Source organism: Streptomyces sp. NPDC001781 (assembly GCF_053596035.1).
This window is the reverse complement of sequence record NZ_JBSFFI010000006.1, coordinates 209,075-235,078: the sequence shown is the minus strand read 5'-3', so window position 1 is coordinate 235,078 and position 26,004 is coordinate 209,075. Positions and strand designations below refer to the sequence as shown.

Annotated in this window: 27 protein-coding genes; 15 read left to right on the top strand and 12 right to left on the bottom strand. The window is 72.1% G+C overall.

Annotation, left to right across the window (positions count from 1 at the left end):
* Window positions 1-220 precede the first annotated feature (220 nt).
* A complete protein-coding gene (locus ACWCV3_RS08385; RefSeq protein ID WP_451220257.1) occupies window positions 221-1,411 on the bottom strand; it encodes a pyridoxal phosphate-dependent aminotransferase in 1,191 nt (396 codons plus the stop codon).
* Window positions 1,412-1,957: 546 nt separating this feature from the next.
* Window positions 1,958-2,488, bottom strand: a complete 531-nt coding sequence (locus ACWCV3_RS08380; RefSeq protein ID WP_451220254.1) for a GNAT family N-acetyltransferase — start codon at window positions 2,486-2,488, stop codon at window positions 1,958-1,960.
* Between the two features lie 1,320 nt (window positions 2,489-3,808).
* Here ACWCV3_RS08380 and ACWCV3_RS08375 point away from each other — a divergent pair.
* The 7 genes from ACWCV3_RS08375 to ACWCV3_RS08345 all read left to right on the top strand — a co-directional run bounded on the left by ACWCV3_RS08375 (window position 3,809) and on the right by ACWCV3_RS08345 (window position 11,095).
* The gene (locus ACWCV3_RS08375) at window positions 3,809-4,333 is read left to right on the top strand and encodes a DUF2617 family protein (RefSeq protein WP_451220251.1); all 525 of its coding nucleotides are present in this window, start codon (window positions 3,809-3,811) and stop codon (window positions 4,331-4,333) included.
* An 83-nt stretch (window positions 4,334-4,416) separates the two neighbouring features.
* Window positions 4,417-6,063 carry a polyamine aminopropyltransferase gene (locus ACWCV3_RS08370; RefSeq protein WP_451220249.1) on the top strand — a complete coding sequence of 549 codons (1,647 nt, stop codon included), beginning with the start codon at window positions 4,417-4,419 and terminating at the stop codon, window positions 6,061-6,063.
* Window positions 6,064-6,105: 42 nt separating this feature from the next.
* Window positions 6,106-6,948 (top strand): SRPBCC domain-containing protein, encoded by an 843-nt coding sequence (locus tag ACWCV3_RS08365; RefSeq protein WP_451220246.1) that lies wholly within the window; start codon window positions 6,106-6,108, stop codon window positions 6,946-6,948.
* A gap of 39 nt (window positions 6,949-6,987) precedes the next feature.
* The gene (locus ACWCV3_RS08360) at window positions 6,988-7,776 is read left to right on the top strand and encodes an aldose epimerase family protein (protein ID WP_451220243.1); all 789 of its coding nucleotides are present in this window, start codon (window positions 6,988-6,990) and stop codon (window positions 7,774-7,776) included.
* A gap of 34 nt (window positions 7,777-7,810) precedes the next feature.
* Window positions 7,811-8,362, top strand: coding sequence for an orotate phosphoribosyltransferase (pyrE, locus tag ACWCV3_RS08355; RefSeq protein WP_451220355.1), 552 nt, complete (start codon window positions 7,811-7,813; stop codon window positions 8,360-8,362).
* A gap of 151 nt (window positions 8,363-8,513) precedes the next feature.
* Window positions 8,514-9,536, top strand: a complete 1,023-nt coding sequence (fbaA, locus tag ACWCV3_RS08350; RefSeq protein ID WP_451220240.1) for a class II fructose-bisphosphate aldolase — start codon at window positions 8,514-8,516, stop codon at window positions 9,534-9,536.
* A gap of 86 nt (window positions 9,537-9,622) precedes the next feature.
* The gene (locus ACWCV3_RS08345; RefSeq protein ID WP_451220238.1) at window positions 9,623-11,095 is read left to right on the top strand and encodes an MFS transporter; all 1,473 of its coding nucleotides are present in this window, start codon (window positions 9,623-9,625) and stop codon (window positions 11,093-11,095) included.
* Between the two features lie 20 nt (window positions 11,096-11,115).
* Here the strand turns inward: ACWCV3_RS08345 and ACWCV3_RS08340 are convergent, their stop codons facing one another.
* Complete coding sequence (locus ACWCV3_RS08340; protein ID WP_451220235.1) at window positions 11,116-11,535, bottom strand: DUF3151 domain-containing protein; 420 nt, start codon at window positions 11,533-11,535, stop codon at window positions 11,116-11,118.
* Window positions 11,536-11,884: 349 nt separating this feature from the next.
* Between ACWCV3_RS08340 and ACWCV3_RS08335 the strand changes: the two genes are divergently transcribed.
* The 3 genes from ACWCV3_RS08335 to ACWCV3_RS08325 all read left to right on the top strand — a co-directional run bounded on the left by ACWCV3_RS08335 (window position 11,885) and on the right by ACWCV3_RS08325 (window position 15,005).
* Complete coding sequence (locus ACWCV3_RS08335) at window positions 11,885-12,745, top strand: tryptophan 2,3-dioxygenase family protein (RefSeq protein ID WP_451220232.1); 861 nt, start codon at window positions 11,885-11,887, stop codon at window positions 12,743-12,745.
* Window positions 12,738-13,931: a kynureninase gene (kynU, locus tag ACWCV3_RS08330; protein WP_451220229.1), complete on the top strand. Its 1,194-nt coding sequence runs from the start codon at window positions 12,738-12,740 to the stop codon at window positions 13,929-13,931. Before ACWCV3_RS08335 ends, kynU begins: the two co-directional genes overlap by 8 nt.
* Window positions 13,932-14,114: 183 nt before the next feature.
* On the top strand, window positions 14,115-15,005 hold the full coding sequence (locus tag ACWCV3_RS08325) for an alpha/beta hydrolase family protein (RefSeq protein ID WP_451220227.1): 891 nt from the start codon (window positions 14,115-14,117) through the stop codon (window positions 15,003-15,005).
* Here ACWCV3_RS08325 and ACWCV3_RS08320 read toward each other — a convergent pair.
* Complete coding sequence (locus ACWCV3_RS08320; protein WP_451220224.1) at window positions 15,002-15,229, bottom strand: DUF7489 domain-containing protein; 228 nt, start codon at window positions 15,227-15,229, stop codon at window positions 15,002-15,004. The two genes, ACWCV3_RS08325 and ACWCV3_RS08320, sit on opposite strands and share 4 nt — an antisense overlap.
* A 110-nt stretch (window positions 15,230-15,339) precedes the next feature.
* Here ACWCV3_RS08320 and ACWCV3_RS08315 point away from each other — a divergent pair, with 110 nt between their 5' ends.
* Window positions 15,340-16,548, top strand: coding sequence for a cytochrome P450 (locus ACWCV3_RS08315; RefSeq protein ID WP_451220221.1), 1,209 nt, complete (start codon window positions 15,340-15,342; stop codon window positions 16,546-16,548).
* Between the two features lie 25 nt (window positions 16,549-16,573).
* Here ACWCV3_RS08315 and ACWCV3_RS08310 read toward each other — a convergent pair whose 3' ends face one another.
* From ACWCV3_RS08310 to ACWCV3_RS08295, 4 genes are all read right to left on the bottom strand, one after another.
* Window positions 16,574-17,089 (bottom strand): GNAT family N-acetyltransferase, encoded by a 516-nt coding sequence (locus ACWCV3_RS08310; protein ID WP_451220218.1) that lies wholly within the window; start codon window positions 17,087-17,089, stop codon window positions 16,574-16,576.
* A gap of 76 nt (window positions 17,090-17,165) precedes the next feature.
* Window positions 17,166-17,840: a DUF4097 family beta strand repeat-containing protein gene (locus ACWCV3_RS08305; RefSeq protein WP_451220215.1), complete on the bottom strand. Its 675-nt coding sequence runs from the start codon at window positions 17,838-17,840 to the stop codon at window positions 17,166-17,168.
* 185 nt (window positions 17,841-18,025) lie between these two features.
* Complete coding sequence (locus tag ACWCV3_RS08300) at window positions 18,026-19,582, bottom strand: ABC transporter permease (RefSeq protein ID WP_451220212.1); 1,557 nt, start codon at window positions 19,580-19,582, stop codon at window positions 18,026-18,028.
* The gene (locus tag ACWCV3_RS08295) at window positions 19,579-20,493 is read right to left on the bottom strand and encodes an ABC transporter ATP-binding protein (RefSeq protein WP_451220209.1); all 915 of its coding nucleotides are present in this window, start codon (window positions 20,491-20,493) and stop codon (window positions 19,579-19,581) included. Before ACWCV3_RS08295 ends, ACWCV3_RS08300 begins: the two co-directional genes overlap by 4 nt.
* Window positions 20,494-20,566: 73 nt before the next feature.
* On the opposite strand from ACWCV3_RS08295, the gene ACWCV3_RS08290 reads away from it, so the two are divergent.
* On the top strand, window positions 20,567-21,073 hold the full coding sequence (locus tag ACWCV3_RS08290; RefSeq protein ID WP_451220206.1) for a GbsR/MarR family transcriptional regulator: 507 nt from the start codon (window positions 20,567-20,569) through the stop codon (window positions 21,071-21,073).
* 51 nt (window positions 21,074-21,124) lie between these two features.
* Here ACWCV3_RS08290 and ACWCV3_RS08285 read toward each other — a convergent pair whose 3' ends face one another.
* On the bottom strand, window positions 21,125-21,916 hold the full coding sequence (locus ACWCV3_RS08285) for a diacylglycerol kinase (protein WP_451220203.1): 792 nt from the start codon (window positions 21,914-21,916) through the stop codon (window positions 21,125-21,127).
* A 196-nt stretch (window positions 21,917-22,112) separates the two neighbouring features.
* Between ACWCV3_RS08285 and ACWCV3_RS08280 the strand changes: the two genes are divergently transcribed.
* Window positions 22,113-23,396 (top strand): adenylosuccinate synthase, encoded by a 1,284-nt coding sequence (locus ACWCV3_RS08280; protein ID WP_451220200.1) that lies wholly within the window; start codon window positions 22,113-22,115, stop codon window positions 23,394-23,396.
* A gap of 91 nt (window positions 23,397-23,487) precedes the next feature.
* Window positions 23,488-23,679 (top strand): hypothetical protein, encoded by a 192-nt coding sequence (locus ACWCV3_RS08275; RefSeq protein WP_451220197.1) that lies wholly within the window; start codon window positions 23,488-23,490, stop codon window positions 23,677-23,679.
* Here the strand turns inward: ACWCV3_RS08275 and ACWCV3_RS08270 are convergent.
* Window positions 23,657-23,857: a DUF397 domain-containing protein gene (locus tag ACWCV3_RS08270; protein WP_451220194.1), complete on the bottom strand. Its 201-nt coding sequence runs from the start codon at window positions 23,855-23,857 to the stop codon at window positions 23,657-23,659. The two genes, ACWCV3_RS08275 and ACWCV3_RS08270, sit on opposite strands and share 23 nt — an antisense overlap.
* Complete coding sequence (locus ACWCV3_RS08265; protein ID WP_451220352.1) at window positions 23,854-24,696, bottom strand: helix-turn-helix domain-containing protein; 843 nt, start codon at window positions 24,694-24,696, stop codon at window positions 23,854-23,856. Before ACWCV3_RS08265 ends, ACWCV3_RS08270 begins: the two co-directional genes overlap by 4 nt.
* Before the next feature lie 124 nt (window positions 24,697-24,820).
* Here ACWCV3_RS08265 and ACWCV3_RS08260 point away from each other — a divergent pair, with 124 nt between their 5' ends.
* Complete coding sequence (locus ACWCV3_RS08260) at window positions 24,821-25,243, top strand: hypothetical protein (RefSeq protein WP_451220191.1); 423 nt, start codon at window positions 24,821-24,823, stop codon at window positions 25,241-25,243.
* Here ACWCV3_RS08260 and ACWCV3_RS08255 read toward each other — a convergent pair.
* Window positions 25,236-25,886: a hypothetical protein gene (locus tag ACWCV3_RS08255; protein WP_451220188.1), complete on the bottom strand. Its 651-nt coding sequence runs from the start codon at window positions 25,884-25,886 to the stop codon at window positions 25,236-25,238. The genes ACWCV3_RS08260 and ACWCV3_RS08255 overlap by 8 nt on opposite strands.
* Window positions 25,887-26,004 lie beyond the last annotated feature (118 nt).

Here is a 26,004-nt window from a genome sequence, read left to right as displayed (position 1 = left end):
CACTGCCCGCACATCACCTTCTTCGCAGAGTCCAGCCCGGGTTCGTATCCTTCGGGGCCGGTTCGCTGATGGAAGCCTGTCCGCCGACAGGCGGGCCGCGTGATACGGCTGCCGAACACCGGTGTCCCACCTCGAACAGGCGGCAGTCGAGTGCGGGTGCGCGGCGGCTCGGAGCAACCAGGCCGCGTGGCCGGTACATATGTTGGTACGTCTGTGGCTGTTAGGCGGCCGGCGTCTTGAGTCGGGAAGCCGCCTCCTCCAGCACGCCTGTCCGCTTGCAGAACGCGAAGCGGACAAAGGGCGCGCCCTGCTCACGGTTGTCGTAGAAGACCGCGTTGGGGATCGCGACCACCCCGCAACGCTCCGGCAGCGCACGGCAGAAGGTGAAACCGTCGCTCTCACCGAGGGGCCGGATGTCGGTGGTGATGAAGTACGTGCCGGCCGGGCGGAAGACCTTGAAGCCCGCCCGCTCCAGGCCGCCCGCGAGCAGGTCCCGTTTGGCCAGCATGTCCGCGCGGAAGTCCGCGAAGTACGAGTCGGGCAGGCGCAGGGCCTCGGCCACGGCGTATTGGAAGGGCCCGGAGGCGACATACGTCAGGAACTGCTTGGCCGAGCGGACGGCGGTGACGAGACCGGGGGCGCCGGTAACCCAGCCGACCTTCCAGCCCGTGAACGAGAACGTCTTGCCCGCCGAGCCGATCGTCACCGTGCGGTCGCGCATGCCGGGGAACCCCGCGAGCGGGAGGTGCTCGGCGTCGTCGAAGACCAGGTGCTCGTACACCTCGTCCGTCACCACCAGCAGGTCCCGCTCCACCGCCAGCCCGGCGATCGCGGCCAGCTCCTCGCGGGTGAGGACCGTGCCGGTCGGATTGTGCGGGGTGTTGATCAGCAGCAGCCGGGTGCGGTCGGTGACGGCCGCGCGCAGCTCGTCCAGATCCAGCCGGAAGCGGTCCCCGGCCGGGCGCAGCGTCACCGGCACACGGTGCCCGCCCGCCATGGCGATGCTCGCCGCGTACGAGTCGTAGTACGGCTCCAGCGCCACCACCTCGTCGCCCGGCTCCATCAGGGCGAGCAGGGCCGCCGCGATGGCCTCGGTTGCGCCCGCCGTGACCAGCACCTCGGTGTCGGGGTCGAATGCGAGACCGTACCGGCGCCGCTGGTGCGCGGCGATCGCGTGCCGCAGCTCCGGCACGCCCGGACCCGGCGGGTACTGGTTCCCCCGCCCGTCCCGCAGCGCCCGCACCGCCGCCTCCCTGATCTCCTCGGGGCCGTCTGTGTCGGGGAAGCCCTGCCCGAGGTTGATCGCGCCGGTGGCCGTGGCCAGCGCTGACATCTCGGCGAAGATGGTCGTCCCGAACTCGGCGAGCCGGCGGTTGAGGTACGGACGCGCGGTGGAGGTCATGCCGGCCATCCTCCGCCCACGCTCCGGAGTTCCTCAACCGTGCTTCGCTGGTCGGTGCCGGCGCCGGTACCCGAGGCACCGTCTCCGAGCAGGGCGAGGGCGGTCATCGACTGTCATCACCGGTTGTCGTCGGCCGCCCTCGGACGGCCCACAGAGGGCCCAGCACCGGCCGTACCTGAGCCGTGGCCCGACTCCGGCAGTCGTTATCGTTCGGACCGTGGCGGTCCTTGGCGAGGATGCCTTGCTCCTCCGGCCGGCGCCTCCTCATCGGAGGCGGACATCGGGCACGGTGTCGCGGAAGCGGGGAAGTCAGGGACCGACCACGTGAACAATCTTGAGGGGGCACCCCGCCTGAGACGGGTTCGAGCCTCGTCCTCATCAGGTCGATCAGGTCGATTCACGGGGGCCCGTCGACGTCGGTCGACCGAGCTTGCGCCTCGGTCGACCGCCCACTGAGGTCCGGTGCCGACCGCCGCTGTTCGTGCTTGTTGGTGTCAGCCGCGGGGGCAGCCGCCGCACACAGCCCTGACCAGCGCGGCCTGAAGGCCGTCCGCGTCACCACCCGTCGGTCAGCAGCGAGTACATGAACATGTCCCGACGCTCGGCCCCGACCTGCTGCCAGCTCCTCATCAGGCCCTCGCGTTGGAAACCGACGCGCTCCGCGGTTCGCTGAGAGGCGCTGTTCCACGGCTCCACGTAGAGCTCCAACCGGGGGATGCGCAATTCCCGCCGGGCCCAGCGGACAACTGCCTCGAGCGCGGTCCCGGCGGCACCCTGGCCTCGCGCCGACTTGACGACCCAGTAACCAAGCGACGCGCGGCCCTGCCCCAGGTCCTTGAGCCACAGCCCCACGTTGCCGACCGGCTCGCCGTCCGGGCCGACGATGACGAACGGATAGCCAGACCTGGTGGTTGCCCGCCCCCACTGCCGCTCGACGAACGCGACGCCTTCCGCCTCGGAGAACGGAGCCGGCACCGTCGTGATCAACGGGATGTGATCGTCCTCCGACGCCTCACGGACCAGGCCGAGGTCCGACATGCGCCACGGCCGCAGCGTGAAACCCGCACCGGCAGCGAGTTCGGGCACGTCAAGTGGTTGCTCCATCCGCTCATCCTGCCGTGACCCGCGTCCAGCCGCACTCAGGTGTTCGACCCCGCTCCGCGCACGTCACTCCCGAAAAGCCAGAGTTCTGAAACCGCAAGCCGGTGATCCGCGGCTCCGCCGGACGGCCCGGAGACCCCCTGGAGGTACTTCGGTCGCGGGTAGCCGCCCTCGTCGAGCACCAGGGATTGACGATCGGGGTGCGCCCCGGGAAGCCCTCCTCGGCCGCCCGCTCACAGCCGGCCTTGAGCGCGTTGTACGCAACGTCGTCCGGTGAGGCGTCGACGGCGCAGGCGTGCCGGGGGGAAGGCCGCGTCGACGCCTGTGGAGTGCCCCGCGGGAAGATCACGGCCCCTGAACGGCCCAGAAGACAGCGGCGGCCCCTGATCTGCCTGTTTTCGCAGGTCAAGGGACGTTGGCGTGGGAGAACCCTCTGAAGTTCCTCAACTCGGCTTTGGGGTTCTGCCCGGGCGGGCATTTCCCGGTCACCCCGCGGTGCGCGGGGGTGGACGAGGGGCCCACGGGGGGTCGCTTCGGGGGAACGGAAGGAGGGGGGACGCCATGGTCTTCGGCATCATCCTCATCGTGGCGGTCCTGGTCGTCGTGGCCGCGGCGCGGTCGCGGCGGCGGCGGACGTGCGGGGTCTCCGCCGGGAAGGCGCGGTCGTCGCGGCGCGGCGGGAACCGGTCGGCGGGGTCCTCGTCCTCGGGGTCGGGGACGTACGACGGCGGGTCCAGCTGGTGGGTCTGGGGCGGGGACTCCGGGTCCTCCTCCGGCGGTGGGCATCACGGGGGTCACCACGGCGGTCACCACGGCGGTGACAGCGGCGGGCACTCCGGGCATTCCTCCTGCGGCGGCGGCCACTCGTCCTGCGGCGGCGGGTCCTCCTGCGGTGGCGGCTCCTCCTGCGGTGGCGGAGGCTGCGGAGGCGGCAACTGAGCCCTCGGACCGCGCACATCGAAGCGTCCGGGCGGCCGCGGGCGGCGGTATTCGGCCGCCCTCGTGTGGCGGAAACGCCCAGGGGACGGCCACCCGGGCGGGCGATCCGGCGGAGCCCCTCCGCTCCGCGCTGGGCGTACGCCGTAGTTGAACAGTTGAGCTGTGGAGCCCTCTGAGGGATGGAAACCCTACGAACTTGGGTAAAAACGCTGTGGCAGGGCCAGTGTTCGTGATTCCCTCTAAAACACCACCTCGAGCCCTCGGACGTTCCAGGGACACGCTTCTCCAGCCGGGCCGACCTGTCCGAATCGCCCGGTGCCACCGAGGTGTGCCGTCCCTCCCCTCGTGTGTTAGCGGAGCCGATCCATGCTCACGACCCTGAACACGTCCTACACCGACACCCGAGCCGCCGACCTCGCCTGGGCCCTGGGCCGTGAGCCGCTGCCCGCCCTGGCCACCCTCGACCTCGAACTGAGGGGGGCGAAAATACAGTTGAGGCTGCTCGGCGCCTCCCACCAGGTGCTCCTGGAGGAGGACCGGGGCAGTTGCTCGGAGACGGTCGCGTGCATCCCCGGCTCCTCCACTCCGCTCCCGCTGGGCGTCGCCAAGCGCCTCGGCGGCTGGGAGTACGAGTTCGCGGCGCGCGTGGAGATGCTCACGCCGGGCTCCTTCGCGGGCCGGGCACAGGAGTTGCTCGCCCTGGTCTCCGAGCATCCGCACGGACTCGTCGGGGTGTTCCCCGGCAGCCCGCACGCCTTCACCGCGATGCTCGCCCAGCGGCACGAGGGCCAGGTGCGGTGGCGTACCTGGCACGCGTACCCGCAGGACGGGCAGTTGGTGGCGACCCGCACCCGCGTCGAGGTGAGAGTCCCGGCGGGGCAGTGCGCCTGATAAACCAACAGGGCCAGGTTGACGGGGAGTTTCCACACGTGTGGGTGACGAGGCGTGCCGCCGCGGTGACGTAACGTCGCAGCGTGATCGATCCGCACGCCCCCGTGTCCCGGGGTGCCCCGCTGTCCTCGGGTGCCCCGCCCTGGGCCGAGCCCGGGTGGCTGCCCGTGGAGCCCGGTACCGGGCGGTTCCTGGTGCTCGCGTGCGTCTTCGTCTGCGCCGCCTGCGGGCTGGTGTACGAACTCGAACTCGTCGCCTTCGCCTCGTACCTGATCGGTGATTCGGTCACCCAGGCGTCCGTGGTGCTGTCGGTGATGGTGTTCGCCATGGGCATCGGCTCGCTCGGCGCGAAGCGGCTGCGCTGGCACGCGGCGGTGGGGTTCGGTGCGATCGAGACCGCGCTCGCGCTGGTGGGCGGGTGCAGCGCCATGGCGCTGTACGCGGTGTTCGCGTGGACCGGCGGCTGGGGCGGGATCTGGGCGGACGGGCCGCGCTGTCTGCTGGTCGGATTCTCCCTCGCCATCGGGCTGTTGGTAGGCGCCGAGGTGCCGCTGCTGATGGAGCTGATCCAGCGCATCCGGCGGCAGGACGCGGGCGGGGCGGTGGCCGACCTGTTCGCTGCCGACTACGTGGGCGCGCTGGTGGGAGGGCTGGCGTTTCCCTTCCTCCTCCTGCCGTTCCTGGGCCAGCTGACCGGTGCGCTGCTCACCGGGTCGGTGAACGTGGTCGCGGGGAGCGCGCTGGTGCTCGGCCTGTTCCGCCGTGATCTCACCCGGCGCGCCCGCTGGACGCTGCTCGTCGCCGGGCTGGCGGTGCTCGGTGTGCTCGCCTCCGCCGCCGCGCTCGCCGGCGACTTCGAGCTGGCCGCCCGGCGCGCGGTGTACGGGCCCGACGTGCGGGTCGCCGCGCAGACCGACGCGCAGGAGGTGGTCCTCGCCGGGGGCACGGACGGCAGGCCGCTCGACCTCTTCCTCGACGGGCGGCTGCGGATCGGCGGCCGGGACGAGCGGCGGTACCGCGAGGCGCTGGTCCACCCCGCGCTGTCCGGGCCGCACCGGCGGGTGCTGATCCTCGGCGGCGGGGACGGGCTGGCCGCGCGGGAGGTGCTGCGGCAACGGGGGGTCTCTCGGGTGGACGTGGTGGAACCGGACGCCGGACTGGTGGACCTGGCCCACCACGACCCCGGCCTCTCCGCGCTCAACGCGCACGTGTACGACGACCCGCGCGTGCACGTCACTGCGGCGGACGCGCTGAGCTGGCTGCGGCGGGCGCCGGCCGGGGCGTACGACGTGGTCCTCGCGGACCTCCCCGACCCCGGCATCACGGCGAGCACCAAGCTGTACTCCCAGGAGTTCTACGGACTCACCCGCCGGGTCCTCGCCCCGGACGGCCGCCTGGCGGTGCACGCCGGCCCGGTGTCCGCGCGGCCCCGCGCCTTCTGGACGGTCGAGGCGACCCTGCGCGCGGCGGGCTTCGCCACCACCCCCTACCGGGTCCTCGGCCACGACACCGGCTTCGCCACCGGCCCCGACCGCTCGGCAGGCCCCTCCCGCACCCCCCACGACTGGGGTTTCCTCCTGTCCGCCCCGGGCCGGAAGGCCCCCCGCCCCCACCTGGACCCGCGCCCGCACACCCTGACGGACGCGGGGCTGAGGGCGGACGTGGCTGCGGCCCGCCTGACCCGGGTGCCGGGTCTGGCCCCGTCGACGCTGGTGCATCCGCGGTACTGAGGGCAGGTGCATTCCGGGGACTACTGGGTAGGCTCGGCCAACATGGAGCTCCAGGTCTTCGTTCCGGTTCCGGCCGACCGGCTCAGGGAGGCCCTCGCGGACGCCGTGAGGGTGGCCCGCGCGGTGCCGGGACTTCAGCAGGACGCCGGGGCGGCTCCCGTCGCCGGCCGCCTGAGGCTGCGGGTCGGCGGGCAGTCGGTCACGTACCGGGGCACGCTGGCGGTGAGCGCACGGGCGGACGGCACGTACGCGGTACGCGGGGACGGCACGGAGTCGCGCGGCGCGGGCACGGTGACGCTGTCCCTCACCCTGGCCCTGCTGCCCACCGAGGGCGGCACGACGGTCGCCGTGGGCGGCACGGCCAAGGCGGACGGCCGCTTGGCGGAACTTCCCGAGGACGCGGTGACGACTGCGGCGAACCGGCTGCTGACGCGCACGCTGCAGACTCTGGCGGACGCCACCGAGGGCACCGGGCCCGGCCGGCGTGCCGAGGACGAGCCGGCCGGACCGGAGCGGGAGGCGGCGGCCGGCGACGACGAGCCCGCGCCGGAGAGGCGGGCCGACGCCGGGCCCGGTGACGGCAAGCCCGGCCCTCCGCCCCCCTCCGCCTTCGATCCCGGGACGGACGCGGTCGTCCCCGACACCGTCCCCGACGGTCTGGAGGTCCGTGCCGAACCCCCCGCCGAGGCCGCCCACGCGCGCCGGACGATGATCGGCCGCAGCGCGGAGGAGGTCGACCACGCCCCACCCCGTGGCCGCTACGCCCCGGTACCCGCCCCCCAGGCGGCCGGTGCCAATCCGGCTCTCCGCTGGGCCGCCCCGGCGGCGGCGGTGGCGGTCGCCTCGGCGATCGTGGTCGCACGGGCGCTGCGCAGGCGCCACTGAGCACCACCGCGCCCCCGAGGGAGCAGTAGGGTCGGACCCGTGAGTAACGGAGAGATCACGTTGACCGCGGGTGACGCGGAGGCAAGGGTGCTGCCCGGTAACGGCGGGCGGATCGGGGGACTGCTGGTCGGTGGCACCGAGCTGCTGCGGCAGGGGGAGCGGTTCGGGTGTTTCCCGATGGTCCCCTGGTGCGGGCGGATCAGGGGCGGACAGTTCCTGGACGGCGGAGTCGTACGGCAGATGCCGCTGAACTCCCCTCCGCACGCCATCCACGGCACCGCCCGCGACGGCGCCTGGCGCACCGCGCGCACGTCGGCGGACGAGGCGGTGCTGACGTTCGAACTGACCGACCCCTGGCCGCACTCGGGCAGGGTCACGCAGATCGTGAGCCTCGCCGAGGACAGCCTGACGCTGAGCATGTCCGTGGAGACGTACGAGGACTCGTTCCCGGCGCAGATCGGCTGGCACCCCTGGTTCAACCGGAACCTGGGCGGCGAGGACGTGACGATCGACTTCCACCCGGCGTGGCAGGAGGAGCGCGGCGAGGACCACCTGCCCACCGGTAACCGCATCGAGCCCCGGCCCGGTCCGTGGGACGACTGCTTCGGGATGCCCGACGGCGTCGACGTGCGCCTGACCTGGCCGGGACAGCTCGAACTCGCGGTGGCCAGTCGCGAACCGTGGGCGGTCGTCTACGACGAGCAGGAAGCCGCCGTGTGCGTGGAGCCGCAGACCGGCCCGCCCAACGGCCTGAACACCGCCCAGCGCCTGGTCACCCCGCTGGAGCCGCTGGAGGCGACCACCACCTGGACCTGGCGCCGCCTCTAAGCTGGGCGGTATGACGACGGACGTGAACGAAGCAATGCCGTCAGGCACCCGTGGCGAACTGCTCCAGCAGATCAAGGACAAGGCCGTGGTGCACGGCAAGGTGACCCTCTCCTCGGGTCTGGAGGCCGACTACTACGTCGACCTGCGCCGCATCACCCTGGACGGCGAGGCCGCCCCGCTGGTCGGCCAGGTGCTGCTGGACCTCACCGCCGACCTGGACTTCGACGCGGTGGGCGGTCTCACCATGGGCGCCGACCCGGTGGCCGCCGCCATGCTGCACGCGGCCGCCGCCCGCGGCGGGCGGCTCGACGCGTTCGTGGTCCGCAAGGCCGCCAAGGCGCACGGCCTCCAGCGCCGGGTCGAGGGTCCGGACATCGCGGGCCGCCGGGTGCTGGTCGTAGAGGACACCTCCACCACCGGCGGCTCCCCGCTGACGGCGGTGGAGGCGGTACGTGAGGCCGGCGCGGAGGTCGTCGGCGTCGCCACGATCGTGGACCGGGCGACCGGCGCCGCGGAGAAGATCGAGGCCGGGGCGGGTGTTCCCTACCGGTTCGCCTTCTCGAAGGATGAACTGGGTCTGGACTGACGGTCCGCCTGGCGCTGGACTTCTCCCCGGCCGTCGAACCGCCCGGCAGGGCAGGTCTGGAAAGATGGGGCCGACGCCGACGTCGTGCCCCAGGGTCCAGGTCAGGGCCGTACACCGCAGAACGCCAACCCGCAACACGAGGAGCGGACAGATGCCCATCGCAACTCCCGAGGTCTACAACGAGATGCTCGACCGGGCGAAGGCAGGCAAGTTCGCCTACCCGGCCATCAACGTCACCTCCAGCCAGACCCTGAACGCGGCGCTGCGCGGCTTCGCGGAGGCGGAGAGCGACGGCATCGTCCAGATCTCGACCGGCGGCGCGGAGTTCCTCGGCGGCCAGTACAGCAAGGACATGGTGACCGGCGCGGTGGCGCTCGCGGAGTACGCGCACATCCTCGCCGAGAAGTACCCGGTCAACATCGCGCTGCACACCGACCACTGCCCCAAGGACAAGCTGGACGGCTACGTGCGTCCGCTGCTCGCGCTGTCCGAGGAGCGGGTGAAGGCCGGCCGCAACCCGCTGTTCCAGTCCCACATGTGGGACGGCTCCGCCGAGACCCTCGCGGACAACCTGGAGATCGCCCAGGAACTGCTGGAGCAGGCCCGTCGCGCGAAGATCGTGCTGGAGGTCGAGATCACCCCGACCGGCGGTGAGGAGGACGGCGTCTCGCACGAGATCAACGACTCCCTCTACACCACGGTCGACGACGCGATCCGTACCGTCGAGGCGCTCGGCCTGGGCGAGAAGGGCCGCTACCTGCTGGCCGCGTCCTTCGGCAACGTGCACGGCGTGTACAAGCCGGGCAACGTGGTGCTCCGCCCGGAGCTGCTGAAGGAGCTGAACGACGGGGTCGCCGCGAAGTTCGGCAAGCAGTCGCCGTTCGACTTCGTCTTCCACGGCGGTTCCGGTTCCTCCGAGGAGGAGATCCGCACCGCGCTGGAGAACGGCGTCGTGAAGATGAACATCGACACGGACACCCAGTACGCCTTCACCCGTCCGGTCGCCGACCACATGTTCCGTCACTACGACGGGGTGCTGAAGGTCGACGGCGAGGTCGGCGACAAGAAGCAGTACGACCCGCGCACGTGGGGCAAGCTGGCCGAGGCCGGCATGGCGGGACGTGTCGTGACCGCCGCGAACAACCTGCGGTCGGCGGGCAACAGGATGAAGTGACCCTCCGTGGTCTCCCGCATGGGCCCGGCATCCTGTCTCGCGCAGGGGCCGGGCCCCCTACGGGTATCCGGGGTATACCTGGGGGCATGCCCGACGTCCGGCTGGCGTCCCCCAAGGGCCGGTGGATCCTGCTGACCACCGTGCTCGGTTCCAGCATGGCCCTGCTGGACTCGACCGTCGTCAACGTCGCGCTGCCCCGCATCGGCCGCGACCTCGACGCGAGCCTCGCGGCGCTCCAGTGGACGGTCAACGCGTACATGGTGACGCTGGCGGGGCTGATCCTGCTGGGCGGTTCGCTGGGGGACCGGTACGGGCGGCGCCGGGTCTTCGTCATCGGGGTGATCTGGTTCGCGGCGGCCTCACTGATGTGCGGGCTGGCTCCCGACCCGAACGTGCTGATCATCGCCCGTGCGCTCCAGGGCGTGGGCGGGGCGCTCCTCACTCCGGGGTCGCTGGCGCTGATCCAGGCGTCCTTCCATCCCGAGGACCGCAGCCGGGCGGTGGGGCTGTGGTCCGGGTTCGGCGGGGTCGGGGCGGCGATCGGTCCGTTCCTGGGCGGCTGGCTGGTGGAGGGGCCGGGCTGGCGGTGGGTCTTCCTGCTGAACGTGCCGCTCGCCCTGGTCTGCGTACCGGTGGCGCTGCGGCACGTGCCCGAGTCGGACGCGGGTCCGGCGCGCGGGCGGTTCGACGTGCTCGGGGCGGTGCTGGGGGCGGTGGCGCTGGCGCTGCTGACGTACGCCCTGATCGAGGCCCGCTCCGCGTCCGCCGCGGTGTGGGTGACGGCGGTGGCGGGCGTGGCGGCGGCGGTGGCTTTCGTCCAGGTGGAGCGCCACCGGACGAACCCGATGCTCCCGCCGGACATCTTCGCCTCGCGCCAGTTCACGGCGGTCAACCTGGTCACGCTGTGCGTGTACGCGGCGTTCGGCGGCTTCTTCTTCCTGACGGCGCTGCAGCTCCAGGTGGTGGCGGGCTACTCCCCCCTCGCGGCGGGCACGGCCCTGCTTCCGCCGACGATCCTGATGCTGCTCTTCTCCGCCCGCTCGGGCGCCCTCGCCGACCGGACGGGACCCCGCCTCCCCCTGACGGTCGGCCCCCTCCTGTGCGCGGCGGCGATGCTCCTGATGCTGCGGGTGGGACCGGACGCGAACTACCCGACGGACGTCCTCCCCGCGCTCCTCGTCATGGGCGTCGGCATGGTCACCCTGGTGGCTCCCCTCACCGCCACGGTCCTGGCTTCGGTCGACACGGCGCGAGCGGGCCTGGCGAGCGGCATCAACAACGCGGCGGCGCGGGCGGCGGGCCTGATGGCGGTGGCCGCCCTGCCCCTCCTGACGGGCATGGGCCCGGAGGCGTACCGGCTCCCGGCGGCCTTCGACTCGTCCTTCGACAAGGCGATGCCGATCTGCGCGGGGGTCCTGGTCCTGGCCTCCGTCCTCTCCGCCACCCTGATCCGCCACCGCCCCACCCCGCAGTGCCCCCACCCGGAATGCAGGACCCACTGCAGCCTCACGACTCCGCCGCTGGAGACCGGGGAGACGGAGCCGGCTTCCGGGGGGTGAGGCGAGTACTCCGGCGGAACCTACCGGCGCAGCTCCGCGTACGCCTCCTCGCTGCTGTCCGTGAGGAACTGCCAGCAGCGGTCGGCCTCCTCCTTCTCGTCGATCGCGTCGGCGGCGCGGGCGAGGGCGGCGAGGCAGCGGAGGAAACCGCGGTTGGGACGGTGGGACCAGGGGATCGGGCCGTGGCCCTTCCAGCCGGCGCGGCGCAGCGCGTCCAGGCCCCGGTGGTATCCGGTGCGGGCGTAGGCGTAGGACTCGACCACGCGGCCGGCCTCGAAGGCGTCGTCCGCGAGCATCGCCCAGGCCAGGGAGAACGTGGGGTACTTCGCCACGACCTCGGCCGGGGGCAGGGAGTCCTCGTCCAGCAGGCGGTACGCCGCTTCGTTCTCGGGCAGGTGCGTCGGGCCCGGGCCGCCGAGCAGGTTCTTGTGCGTAGTCATGCCTGAAGTGTGCCACCAGCGCCTGTCCGGCGGATCACGGCGCGGACGCGGGGCCCGGCACGCCCGTCCGCGCTGTTGCCGTCACTCGCCGGCGCTCCGCGCCGACCCCCTCCCCCGCCTCGCACCCGGACGCACCGGACCCCCGCTCACCGGGATCGACCGGCACCGCTGCCTCCCCGCACCCCGATCCGGCGGACAGGCCCGGGCCGAGCCCGGGGAGACGCGCCCCATACCGCCCCTGCCTTGCCGTATCCCATGGGATTGCGGAGGATTCGCGGTGGGGACCGGGGCCCCCGTGCCGGAATCGGCAGGGGCGGACCGCTACCCGGAGTTCACACAGGAGACAGCGATGTCCCACCAGGCTCACCCCCCTTCCCAGGCCGCCGAAGAGGCCGCTGAGCCCGAGACCCCGCATCTCGACTTCGCCGGTACGACGCCGTACGAGGACTATGTCCGGGCCGACGTGCTCACCCATCTCCAGCACACCCTCTCCGACGACCCCGGAGAGATGGTCTTCCTGGTCACCACCCAGGTCATGGAGCTGTGGTTCACGGTGATCACGCATGAGTGGGAGACCGCCGCGAAGGCGCTCCGCTCGGACGACGTGCCCACCGCGATCGCCGCGCTGAAGCGTTCGGTGCGCGAGCTGGACGCGCTGAACGCGTCCTGGCGCCCGCTGGCCCAGCTCACCCCGGCCCAGTTCAACTCGTACCGGGCCGCGCTGGGAGAAGGCTCGGGGTTCCAGTCGGCGATGTACCGCCGCATGGAGTTCCTGCTCGGCGACAAGTCCGCGTCGATGCTCGTCCCGCACCGCGGCACCCCCCGCACACACGCCGAGCTGGAGAAGGCGCTGTACGAGCCGAGCCTGTACGACGAGGCGGTACGCCTGCTCGCGCGCCGCGGCCACGCCGTCCCCGCCGAGGTGCTGGACCGGGACGTGTCCCGGCGGTACGAGCCCGTCGAGGCGGTCGAGGCCGCCTGGACGGCGGTGTACTCGGGTGATCCCGACACCGACCTCGCCCGCCTCGGGGAAGCACTGACGAACGTCGCCGAACTGGTGTGGCGCTGGCGCAACGACCACCTGGTGGCGACCCGCCGCGCGATGGGGTCCAAGGCCGGCACCGGCGGCTCCGCAGGAGTGGCGTGGCTGGAGAAGCGGGCCCGGAAGAACGTGTTCCCCGAGCTGTGGACGGCGAGGTCCCATGTCTGACCGTACGGAACTGGCCCTGCGCGCAAAGGAGCTGGACGCGGCCGACGCGCTGGCCGGACTGCGCGACCGGTTCGTCCTCGACGAGGGCGTGTACCTGGACGGCAACTCGCTCGGGGTGCTCCCCGCCCACGTGCCCGACCGGATGCGCGACGTACTGGCCCGCCAGTGGGGCGAGTTGCGCATCCGCTCCTGGGACGAGTCGGGCTGGTGGACCGCTCCGGAGCGGATCGGCGACCGGATCGCTCCGCTGATCGGTGCCGGTCCGGGGCAGGTCGTGGTGGGCGACTCGACAAGTGTCAACATCTACAAGGCGCTTGTGGCCGCCGTCCGGATGGCGGGGGAGGGCCGTGACGAGATCCTGGTCGACGCGACGACCTTCCCCACGGACGGCTACATCGCCGCCTCGGCGGCGCGGATGACGGGCCGCACCCTCCGCGCTCTCACCCCCGCCGAGATCCCCGGCGCCCTCGGCCCGCGCACGGCCGCCGTCCTGCTGAACCACGTCGACTACCGCACCGGCCGCCTCTACGATCTGCCCGCGCTGACGGCGGCCGTCCACGAGGCCGGCGCACCGGTCGTCTGGGACCTGTGCCACAGCGCGGGCGCGCTGCCGGTCGGGCTGGACGCGCACGGGGTGGACCTGGCGGTCGGCTGCACCTACAAGTACCTGAACGGCGGCCCCGGTTCGCCCGCCTACCTGTACGTCCGCAGCGATCTCCAGGACCGTTTCGACTCGCCCTTGCCGGGCTGGAACTCGCACGCCGAACCCTTCGGGATGAACCCCGAGTACACCCCGGTGCCGGGTGCACGGCGCGGGCGGGTCGGCACGCCGGACATCCTCTCCATGCTGGCGCTCGAAGCGGCGCTGGAGGTGTGGGACGGGGTCTCGGTGGACGCGGTTCGGGCGAAGTCGCTGACGCTGACCGACTTCTTCCTGGACTGCGTGGCCGCGTACACGGAGCCCGGCCGGGTGGAGTGCGTGACGCCGCTGCGGCACGAGGAGCGGGGCAGCCAGGTCGCGCTGCGCTGCGCGGACGCCGGTGACGTGATGAAGCGGCTGATCGACCGGGGCGTGGTGGGCGACTTCCGCCACCCGGACGTGCTGCGCTTCGGCTTCACTCCGCTGTACGTCGGTTTCGCGGACGCGGAGCGCGCGGCGCGGGTGCTCGGCGAGGTGCTGGCGTAGCCGTACGCGCGGGTGCCCGGGGGCTGTGCGGAGGGACGAACCCCGCACAGCCCCCTTTTGGCTCACCCTCGGTGACATCCCCGTGTCCACGCACGTCACGGGCCTGATACCGTCCCGGCCAACGGCCGAATCCCCACTGTGGCCTGGTCCGCCAAACCCCTTACACAGCTGGAAGGTTGGAGCATGCCGGAGGACGCAAGCGCAGCCCGTGCCGCCGAGGAGGAGTCGGCGTTCTCCCACCCGCACGTCGAGCCCGACGCGAGCGCGCCCTACGGGGACCACCCCGACCAGCTGATCGACTTCTATGCCCCGCGCACGGAGGTGGCGTCCGCTCCGCTGGTCGTGGTCCTGCACGGCGGGGCCTGGCGGGCGCGGTACGACCGGCGGCACGTCACGCCGTTCGCGGACTTCCTGGCACGGCGCGGGTTCGCCGTGGCGAACGTGGAGTACCGGCGCGGCGGGCCGGACATCCCGGCGCAGAACACGGGCGGCCAGGCCGCGTCCGTGCCTCCCGCGGGCCGCTGGCCGGAGACCTTCGACGACGTCGCCGCCGCGCTGGACGCGCTTCCGGGGCTGGCCCGCGAGGCGCTGCCGAGCGCGGACGTCCGGCGGGTGGTGCTCACCGGGCACTCGGCGGGCGGCCACCTCGCGCTGTGGGCGGCCGCGCGGCACGTCCTGCCGGCCGGCTCGCCCTGGCGTACCGGCCGGCCGGCGCCGTTGCGCGGGGTCGTCGCGCTGGCGCCGATCGCGGATCTGGGGATGGCGGAGAAGCTGGACGTCTGCGCGGGGGCAGCGGGGCAGCTCCTGGGCGGGCAGAACCTGTTCGCGGAGCGTGCCCCCTCGGCGGACCCGGCGCTGCTCCTTCCGACCGGTATCGCCACGACGCTGGTGCAGGGTCGTGCCGACGACGTCGTCCCCTTCGAGGTGGCGGAGTCCTTCGCGGACGCGGCGGCCCGGGCCGGAGAGGTCGTGGGGGTCACCCTGCTGGAGGACGTGGGGCACTTCCCCCTGATCGACCCGGCGGCGGACGCGGCCGCGGTGGTGGCGGAGGAGATCGCCCAACTTGCCTTCTAGGGAAACGCCTTGGCCGGGTCCTGGCCGGGGCGCTTGACCAGGCGGTCGCCGAGGGCAAGCGACTTCCAGAGCTGCCGCCCGACCCGCACCTTCGTGGACTCGCCGTTCTCCAGGCGGAGTTCGACGAAGTGGTACATGTCCGAGCCGTCGAGCATGCCGCGTGACTTGTCGCTGACGGTGCCTTCCCGGGCGTCGTCCTGTCCGGGTTTGCGGGATTTGAACATGGGACGAGTCCAGGAACGCGGGGACCCCTGGGGGCAGTGCCCGGGGGCACGCCCTGGGGATGACACCTGTCGTCTACCCCGGTGGGGTCCGCACGGACTAGCGTCCCCCCATGGGCACCACCTTCGACCCCTTCTCGCCGGAGTTCCTCGCCGACCCCTACCCGGCCTACGCCGAGCTGCGGGCGCGCGGGCGGGTGATCCGGTACGAGCCGACGGACCAGTGGCTGGTGCCGCACCACGCCGACGTGTCGGCGCTGCTGCGGGACCGGCGGCTGGGGCGGACGTACCAGCACCGCTTCACGCACGAGGAGTTCGGCCGTACGGCACCGCCGCCGGAGCACGAGCCGTTCCACACGCTCAACGATCACGGCATGCTCGACCTGGAGCCGCCGGACCACACCCGTATCCGGCGTCTGGTCTCCAAGGCGTTCACCCCGCGCACGGTGGAACGGCTGCGGGGGTACGTGCACCGGCTGGCGGACTCCCTCGTGGCCGGCCTGGTCGCGGCGGGTGGCGGCGACCTCCTCGCGGACGTGGCGGAACCCCTCCCCGTCGCGGTGATCGCGGAGCTCCTGGGCATCCCGCAGGAGGACCGGGCACCCTTGCGGCCCTGGTCGGCGGACATCTGCGGGATGTACGAGCTGAACCCGTCCCCGGAGGTGGCCGCGCGGGCGGTACGGGCGTCGGTGGAGTTCTCGGAGTACCTGAGGGGTCTCATCGCGGCCCGCCGCGCGGACCCCGGGGACGACCTGATCTCGGCCCTGATCGCGGCCCACGACGAGGACGACCGGCTCACCGAGCAGGAGATGATCTCGACGGCGGTGCTGCTGCTGAACGCCGGCCACGAGGCCACGGTGAACGCCACGACGAACGGGTGGCTGGCCCTGTTCGAGCACCCGGACCAACTGGCCGCTCTCCGCGCGGATGTGAGCCTGATCCCCGCGGCGGTGGAGGAGCTGCTGCGCTACGACACCCCGCTCCAGCTCTTCGAGCGCTGGGTGCTGGACGACATCGAGCTCGCCGGTACGACGATCCCGCGCGGTGCGGAACTGGCTCTCCTCTTCGGCTCGGCCAACCACGACGAGGCGGTCTTCGGCGACCCGGCCACCCTGGACCTGACCCGTGAGGAAAACCCCCACATCTCCTTCAGCGCGGGCATCCACTACTGCATCGGCGCCCCGCTGGCCCGGCTGGAGCTGGGGGCCTCCATGAGGGCTCTGCTCGCCCTGGCCCCGACCCTGACCCTGGCGGCGGAGCCGCCTCGCAAGCCGGGGTTCGTGATGCGGGGGCTGGAGGAGCTGAGGGTGACGGTCGGCTGAGGCGCGGGTGCCGAGTTCCGGGCGGTCAGAGCTCGTTGAACGGCTCGGGGTAGGCGAAGGCGCCCCGCAGGGCCGGTTCGTACGCGGTCAGGGTGCGGACCTGGAAGTGGTCGCCCCAGGCGGGGTCGGGTGGGGTGATGCCGTGGTCCGTGCCCGCCCGGAAGCCGAAGCGGCTGTAGTACGCGGGGCTGCCGAGCAGGGCGACGAGGGGCTCGCCGGCCGCGTCCGCGGCGCCCAGCACGGAGTGGACGAGGGCCAGGCCGACGCCCCGGCGTTGGTGCTCCGGGTGCACGCTGAGCGGGCCGAGCGCGAGGACCGGGTGGGTGCCGACGTGCCCGCGCGTGCAGACGACGTGCCCGGTGATCTCCCCCTGGTCACCGATCGCGACCATCGACAGCTCCGGCAGCCAGGCCCCGCAGGTCCGCAGCCGGTCGAGGAGGCCGGCCTCCACGGGGTCCGGTGTCTCCGGCTCGGCGAACGCGGCGGCGGTGACCGCGCGAACCGCGTGCTCGTCGGCGGGCTCTTCCCGGCGGATCAGCATCCGCACAGTCTCGGCGACCCGGCGGCGGCACCGCAAGGGAATTCGCCTCACCGGCCCGCCGCCGCGAGCCTCACTCCTACGAGCCGGTCGCCTGGCTGACGTCGATGTTCCCGCCGCCCGTGCGGATGGTCACGTGGTGCGGGGAGGACGGGTCGGTGGGGACCGAGACGGTGTTGCGGCCCCCGCCGGTCGTGGCGTCCACGGCGTAGGGGGTGCGGGGGAGGGTGACCGTGACGTCGCCGCCGCCCGTCTGCGCGGTCAGGGCGGACGGGGGCTTCTTCAGGGACGCCTCGATGTTTCCGCCGTCGGTCCGGGCGGAGAGGGTCCTGGGGGCGGTGTCCGTCACCCGTACGTTTCCGCCGCCCGTCCGCGCCCTCATGGCGCCGTCGACCTCGCGGACGGTGATGTTCCCGCCGTCGGTGTCCAGGCTCAGGGTCGTGCCGCGGGGCACGGAGACGGTGTAGTCCACGCCGCAGTCGTCACAGCGAGGGGCGGTCAGAGTGAGGCGTCCGTCGCTGACGGAGTGCTCGGTACGGGGCTTGTCGCCGGCGTACCTGATCTTCTCCGTGACATGGGCGCCGGTACCGTCGCCAGGTACGACGTCGATGTTCCCGCCCTTGGTCGTCACGCTCAGCGCGGTCACCTCCGCGTCGATCCCGTACCGGGCCGTCGCCGACTCGTCCTGCACGGCGCACCCGCCGAGCGCGAGCCCCGCCAGAGCCGTCCCGGCCACGAACAGCTTCGTCTTCATACGTCCCCCCGAGTTCTGCCGTCCCCTCACAAGTAGCAGCCCCCGGCCGCCGCCGAGGAGCAACGGCCTGATCCCGCCACCCGGAATGACGGGAACCGGTGAGTCCGGCCACGTCCCCGCCGACCTGCGCGGCCGCCCCGCATGAGGGAAGCCCCACCCTGTCGGAGCGTTGCCGGTACGTGGCCTCAGACCGCCAGGTCCCGGCGGCGCAGGCCCGCGAGGCCGGCGCCCGTCAGCAGCGCCGCCAGCCCCAGCAGTGCCGCGACCGGGCCCCACTGCATCCGCGCCCCCGGAAGCTTCGGGAGGTGGTCGTACGGGGACACCGCCAGGAGCCAGCCCGGAGCGTCCAGCGCGGGCCCGGCCCAGCCGATCAGCAGGACCGCCCCCGCGACCGCCCATCCCGCCACCGCCGCCCTGGGGGCGAACCCGTGGAGCAGCACCGCCACCGCCCCCAGCGTCCACGCCGCAGGCACCTGGAGGAGGCAGGCGCCCACCACCGCCCCCGGTCGCTCCCCGTACCCCGCCCAGAGGCCCAGCCCCGCCAGCAGCAGCAGGACGACGACACCGCCGAACGCGATGACCAAGTGGCCCCCCGCCCAGCGGAGGCGGCTCACCGCGCAGGCCAGCAGGGGTTCGGCCCGGCCCGAGGACTCCTCCGCGGAGAGGCGGAGCACCGCCTGCACCACGTACAGCGCGGCCACCAGGCCCAGCATGCCGATCATCGCGGAGAGGAACGTGTCCGTGACCCCCGCGCGGCCCCCCATCCGCTCCAGGACCGCCCTCGCGCCCGCGTTCCCCGAGACCAGGTCCGCCGCGCCCTCCGTCAGGCTGCCGTAGATCACCCCTGCCAGGAAGAAGCCGACGCTCCAGCCCAGCAGCGCGCTCCGCTGGAGTCGCCAGGCCAGGGCGCCCGCGCTGCCCAGGCGGCCCGCGGCGGGGCCCGGACGGGTGGGGAGGAAGCTCATGCCGAGGTCCCGGCGGCCGGCCAGGGCGTACGCCAGCACACCTTGGGACATGCACGCGAGGGCCAGCAGCCCCAGCACCCACCACCGTTCTCCCGCGAAGGCCCGCACCTTCTCCAGCCACCCCAGCGGCGAGGCCCACGTGAGCCAGGACGAACCCGAGTCACCGGCCGCCCGGAGCACGAAGGCCGTCCCCAGCAGCGCGGACGCCAGCCCACGCGCCAGTCGCGCGCTCTGTGTGAGCTGAGCCGCGACCGCCGCCGCCGAGGCGAAGACCAGCCCGACCAGGCCGACGGCCAGCCCCAGGGCAAGCGCGCCCGCCCGGCCCAGCGAGGCGAGCCCCGCCACCAGCACGACCGCCAGCACCCCGTTCGCCGCCAAGGACGCCAGCAGCGCGGAACTCAGGGGAGCCCGCCGCCCCACCGCGCCGGAGGCGACGATCTCCAGGCGTCCGCTCTCCTCCTCGTCCCGCGTGTGCCGGATGACGATCAGGAGGCTCATCACGGCGGCCAGCAGCCCCGCGTAGACCCCGATCCGCCAGGCGGTGAGTGCCCCCAGGGAATCGTCCAGCACGGGCCCTGTCAGGGCCCGCAGGGAGGCGTTGCCCGCCATCTGTTCGCGCAGGGCGGTGCGTTCGGCGTCCGTGGCGTACAGGCCCTTGAGGGTGCCCGGCATGGAGAGCACCATCAGGGCGTTCACCCCGATCCACACCGGGATCAGCACCCGGTCCCGGCGCAGGGCGAAGCGGAACAGCACCCCGGTGCCGACCAGCGCGCTCATCGGGCGCCCACCTCCACGGCACCCTCGTCCGCGGCCTCGTAGTGCCGCAGGAACAGCTCCTCCAGGGTCGGCGGAGCGGAGGTCAGCGAGCGCACGCCCGCGTCCGTCAATGCACGCAGCACACCGTTCAGTTCGGCGGTGTCCACCTGGAGGCGTACCCGCGACCCCCGCACGTCGACGTCGTGCACACCGGGCAGCGACTCCAGCCCGACCACCGCCGAAGTGACCTCCGCGCTCACACTCGTCCGCGTCAGATGCCGCAGCTCGGCGAGCGACCCGCTCTCCACCGTGCGCCCCTTCCGCACGATGCTGACCCGGTCGCACAGCGACTCCACCTCGCTGAGGATGTGCGAGGAGAGCAGGACGGTCCGGCCCCGGTCGCGCTCCTCGCGGACGCACGACTGGAACACCTCTTCCATCAACGGGTCGAGCCCCGAGGTCGGTTCGTCCAGGATCAGCAGGTCCACGTCCGAGGCGAAGGCGGCGACCAGGGCGACCTTCTGCCGGTTGCCCTTGGAGTAGGTGTGGCCCTTCTTCGTGGGGTCCAGTTCGAAGCGGGCGAGGAGTTCGGCACGGCGCCGCGCGTCCAGCCCGCCGCGCAGCCGGCCGTAGAGGTCGATGACCTCGCCGCCGGAGAGGCCGCGCCACAGCGTCACGTCCCCGGGGACGTACGCGATGCGCCGGTGGACCTCGACCGCGTCGGTCCACGGGTCGCGGCCGAGGACCCGCGCGGAGCCGGAGTCGGCCCGCAGCAGGCCGAGGAGGACGCGGATGGCGGTGGACTTGCCGGCGCCGTTCGGGCCGAGGAAGCCGTGCACCTCACCGGCCTCGACCTCCAGGTCGAGGCCGGTGAGGGCGGGGGTACGGCCGAAGGACTTGTGCAGCCCCGAGACCGTGAGTGCCTTGGTCATGGTTCTGAACGTACGCTTCCTTCAGAAGTTTGTGAAGTTAAGGAAGCGTGTGAAGTCGCGTTAGGGTGAGTTCATGACGCAGTCGAGCGGGGAGAGTGGGGACCGGCGCGATCCGGAGTCGGTGTCGCGGTTCGTGGAGCGGTTCGCGGCGCAGCTCGTGGAGGCGGGGGTGCCGCGCATGCCCGCGCGGGTGTTCGCGGCACTGCTGTCCTCCGACACGGGGACGCTGACCTCGGCGGAGCTGGGCGGGCTGCTGCGGATCAGTCCGGCGGCCGTCTCCGGCGCGGTGCGGTACCTCTCCCAGGTCCACCTGGTCTCCCGCGAGCGTGAACCCGGTTCCCGGCGCGAGCGCTACCGCGTGCACAGCGACCAGTGGTACGAGGCCCTCACCAGCCGCGAAGCCGTCATCAAGCGCTGGGAGGACGCCCTCCGCGAAGGCGTCACCAGCCTCGGCCCCGAGACCCCGGCCGGCCGCCGCCTCGCCGACACCCTCGAGTTCTTCGAGTTCATCGAGGAGGACCTGGCCGGAATCATGGAGCGCTGGCGACGCCACCGCGCGCAGGCGCCCGACCGGGGCTGACCCGGGTCCTCCCGGCAGGCGGGAGCCCCCGTCGCGCCGGCGGTGCCTGACTCACGGCCCCGGCACCACCAGCCCCCAGGCGCGCTCAGCCACCCGCCAGGTACGCCTGCGCACCGGGCCGGAGGTGTCCGCGTCGGCCCGGTAGTGGAAGTCCTCGCCCGTCACGGTGACCGTACGGCCGCAGGAGCGTAGGGGGGAGGACTCGGCGCCCGGGGAGACCGGACGGATCTCGACCTCCGCGACGCCCCGCGCGCCGGGTGTCACCGACACCGACTCCACCGGCCGGTCCAGGTCGATCACCGTCACCCCGTCGATCTCGACCCGGAGCCGCGCCGGCCGGGCGGCGAGTGTGCGGACCAGGGTGCGGAGCCAGGGGCGGGCGCCCACGCCGACCGGCTCGGCGGGGACGGAGGCGGGCGGTATGCCCAGCGAGCCGAGCACCACGCCGTCGCTGTCGTCGACCAGGAGGTCGAGTTGCCGCGACACCCCCTCCAGCACCGCTCGCGCCGAGGCGACCGGACCCCCGGGCACCCCCAGCGACCGCGCCAGCCCCGCCGATCCGACCGGCACCACGGACAGCGCGCATCCGGCCAGCTCGCGATGCCGGTGCAGCAGCCCCACGGCTCGAACAAGTGCTCGATCGTCTCCGACGACCACCGGCCGCCGCGACCCGCGCCGCCCCAGCGCGCGGGCGAATTCCTCCGGGCCGTCCGGCAGGCACACCTTCGCCGCCGCACCCGCGCTGAGCACGTCTTTCGCTATCCGTACGGACTCTCCGTCCGTGTGCCGGGCCATCGGATCGATGATCACAAGGAGCTGATCGGACGTCGCGGAAGTCGCCACCTCGGTCCTGCCTCGCTTCCTCGGGTAGCATCTTTGTGCAAGAGCCCCTTGCGCTATTGCGCCAGGGGCTTCGTCTATTCCGGGGCATCCGGTCCGACGGTCGTGCGGCCAAAGGCGGTCGCGGTGGTATGCGGCGATGAACCATACGCCCACACCCCGACCATGGACATGCCCCGCCCGGAAGGGGTGTACGCGCGTGCCCGCACTTGTGCTGCTCGGTGCTCAGTGGGGTGACGAAGGCAAGGGGAAGGCCACCGACCTGCTCGGTGGCTCGGTGGACTATGTAGTGCGCTACCAGGGCGGCAACAACGCCGGCCACACGGTCGTCGTGGGCGACCAGAAGTACGCGCTCCACCTCCTCCCTTCCGGAATCCTCTCTCCCAGCTGTACGCCGGTCATCGGCAACGGTGTCGTCGTCGACCCGTCGGTACTGCTCTCCGAGCTGAGCGGTCTGAACGAGCGCGGCGTCGACACGTCGAAGCTCCTGATCAGCGGTAACGCGCACATCATCACGCCTTACCACGTCAGCATGGACAAGGTGGCCGAGCGCTTCCTCGGCAAGCGCAAGATCGGCACCACCGGCCGGGGCATCGGCCCGACCTACGCCGACAAGATCAACCGCGTCGGCATCCGGGTCCAGGACCTCTACGACGAGTCGATCCTCACCCAGAAGGTCGAGGCGGCGCTCGACGTCAAGAACCAGATGCTCACCAAGCTCTACAACCGCCGCGCCATCGCCGCCGACCAGGTGGTCGAGGAACTGCTGGGCTACGCGGAGCAGCTCGAGCCGTACGTCGCCGACACCGTCCTGGTGCTCAACCAGGCCCTGGAGGACGACAAGGTCGTGCTGTTCGAGGGCGGTCAGGGCACCCTGCTCGACATCGACCACGGCACGTACCCCTTCGTCACCTCCTCCAACCCGACCGCCGGCGGCGCCTGCACCGGCGCGGGCGTGGGTCCGACGAAGATCAGCCGCGTCATCGGCATCCTCAAGGCGTACACCACCCGTGTCGGTGCCGGTCCGTTCCCGACCGAGCTGTTCGACGAGGACGGCGAGGCGCTGCGCCGCATCGGCGGCGAGCGCGGTGTCACCACCGGCCGCGACCGCCGCTGCGGCTGGTTCGACGCGGTGATCGCCCGTTACGCCACCCGCGTCAACGGCCTCACCGACTTCTTCCTCACCAAGCTCGACGTGCTCACCGGCTGGGAGGAGATCCCGGTCTGCGTCGCGTACGAGATCGACGGCAAGCGGGTCGAGGAACTCCCCTACTCGCAGACCGACTTCCACCACGCGAAGCCGATCTACGAGACGCTGCCGGGCTGGTCCGAGGACATCACCAAGGCGAAGTCCTTCTCCGACCTGCCGAAGAACGCCCAGAACTACGTGAAGGCGCTGGAGGAGATGTCCGGCGCGCCGATCTCCGCGATCGGTGTCGGCCCCGGCCGCGACGAGACGATCGAGATCAACTCGTTCCTCTAGGCCGCACGGTCTGCACGTGGGTACGCCCGCCGGTCCGCCCTATGGGCGCGCTCGGCGGGCGTTCCGCTGTCCGGCGCGATGGAATGCGGTCATGAGCAGCGACCGGGAGATGTGCGGGGGTCCCTATGGCGAGGTGTCCGAGTGCGGGGACCCCGCGGTGTTCGAGGTGCGGCGGCACGACCGGTCGCCTCTGCCGGTCTGCCCGCTCCACCTCGGCCCGTCCCTGCTGATGGGCTCGGGCGTGCTCTGGCCGCCGGAGATCAGCCTCGTCGCGCGTCCGTGAGGAACGCGGTCCACGCGGTGGGCGTCACGGCGAGGAGGGGGCCGTCGGTCTGCTTGGAGTCGCGGACGTGGATGGTGGTGGGACGCGTGGGCTGGTGCCAGGTGTAGGCGGTTTCGACGCAGTTGCCGCCGCTGTCGTTGCTGTAGCTCGACTTGAACCACCGCAGGGTGCTGGTCATGTTCGCAGTTCTCCCGCCAACTTCCGGAGGAGGCTCACAGAGTCGTCCGGGCTCAGGGCCTGTGATCGGATCTTCGCATACCGGTGCGTGAGACGCGCTACCTTGGCGGGATCGCTCACCAGCGTGCTCTCGTCCTGAATCTCCAGGTAGACCACGTGATGGTGTTCTCTGGTAGTGACCAACACCATGTCACCTCGTGCGCCTGCGTGACTGCCCTTCTCCCCTCGCTGCAGCCGCATCACTTGAAGGCTGACGTTGTCCCGCTCGGCATCCTCGGCGAGAGCGTACAACTGCTCGCTCATGATGTCCCTGCTGCCGATCGTTCGAAGGAGCGCGGACTCGTCAAGGACCAGCTCGATCATGGGTGTTGGATCTGTGCGGTCGAAGAGGCTCCTACGGGCTAGACGGGCATCGACCAGCTCGTCCACCTCGGCCTTCGGAAGCGCGGGAGAACCGCCTCCGATCAGCGCCCGCGCGTAGTTCTCCGTCTGGAACAGCCCAGCGATCACGTAGCTCTCGTAGGAGGACAGGGAGACCGCCTCCGCCTCCATCAGGGCGAAGTCCTGGAACTGCGGCGGGTACTTGTCCAGCAGGACGAACCTGCGGGCCATCTCGAAGATGCCCATGCCGTCCCCGAGCACCCGCTCCAGTTCCGTCAGCATCTTGTCGCTGGCGGGCTGTGCGCACGTCTCCATGGCGCTGATCGCGGAGGCGGTGTAGCCGATGAGGGCGCCCAACTCATCCTGGGTGAGGCCCATCTGTTCACGCCGTGCTTTCGCGAAGGCGGCGACCATGCGTGCCGTCCCGCTCGCCGCCGCCTTGTTCGCCGCCCGCGCCATTGCGATCACCTCTGGACTCAACCGAACTCAACCGGTCTTCAACGATTGCCCCCGACTCCCGACCGTTCCGACGGGTCGACGGAGAGTCATAGAAACCGTAGCCTCGCCTGCCGAAACTGATCGCATGAATACGCAAAGTCACGCGGGCATCCAGTGGGTTCCCGCCCTGGGCATCCAACTGCGCCGCGCCGGAGTGCAGTTCGACGCGGTACGGCTGGACGGCGACCGCGGGCGCGACATCGCGGACCGGATGGCGCGGATGACCGGGGGCGATCCGGGGCCGGTGGTGGAGTCGGGGAGCGGGCGCAGGTGCGTCTACTTCCTGGTCGCGCCGGGGAGTACCGCGCATCACGCCTGGCCGGCCGAGGTCACGCGGCTCACCAGCGGCCCGTACCGGGTGAGTTACATCCCGGTTCCGGCGCTGGACGGGCAGACCTGGCCGCTGGGCTGGCGGTTTCCCCCGACCACGCCGGACCGGTTCGTGCACACGCTGCTGCTGCGAGCCGCGCTGCTGGATGGCGGCCGGGGAGCACCGGACCTCAACTGAAGACGATCATCGAGCCCTGGGCGAGTGAACGGGTCGCGGCGGCGTGCAGGCCCAGCCAGACGTGCCGTTCGCGGGCGAAGGGGCTCGGGTCGTAGGGCGCGGGGACGGCGGGCTCCTCCAGTTCGGTGGGGGCCGAGGGAGCCGCCGGGGTGGCGGGCGGGTTCGCCGGGTCGATGCCGATGGCCGGGGCCACCTGCTCCAGCTCCCGCAGAAGAGCGTGCGAGGAGCCCAGGGGGCCGCCAACGGCGAGGAGCTCGTCGTTGGACAGCGGCTGGGCGAAGTCGAGCGGGACGTACGCGCCGGCGTGGTCGTAGTGCCAGACCAGGTGCGACTGCTGGGCGGTCGACTCGAACATCTCGAGCAACTGCTCGTAGTCACCGCCCAGTTCCCCCACGGGGGTGACGGGAAGGCCGCAGAGCTTCAGGAGATGGGCGCGGCGCAGGAAGTGCAGTGCGTCGTAGTCGAATCCCGCGACGGGAGCGACCTCGCCGTGGAGGCCCGGCATGTACTGGTAGACCGGGACCGGGGGGAGCCCGGCGGCGGCCAACGCGCTGTTGTAGAGCGCGAGTTCCTCGGCGAACGGGTTGTCCGGCGTGTGGCACAGCACGTCCACGAGCGGCACCAGCCACAGGTCACAGGCCAAGAAGGACTCCTCGCATCGTCCGGCGCGGGGCCTCTCCTCGCACGCGGGTGGACCAGGAAGCGTAGTCCGTACCGCGGGCCATAGGAAAGCCCTATGGCCCCTGCTGCTATTCGGTCTT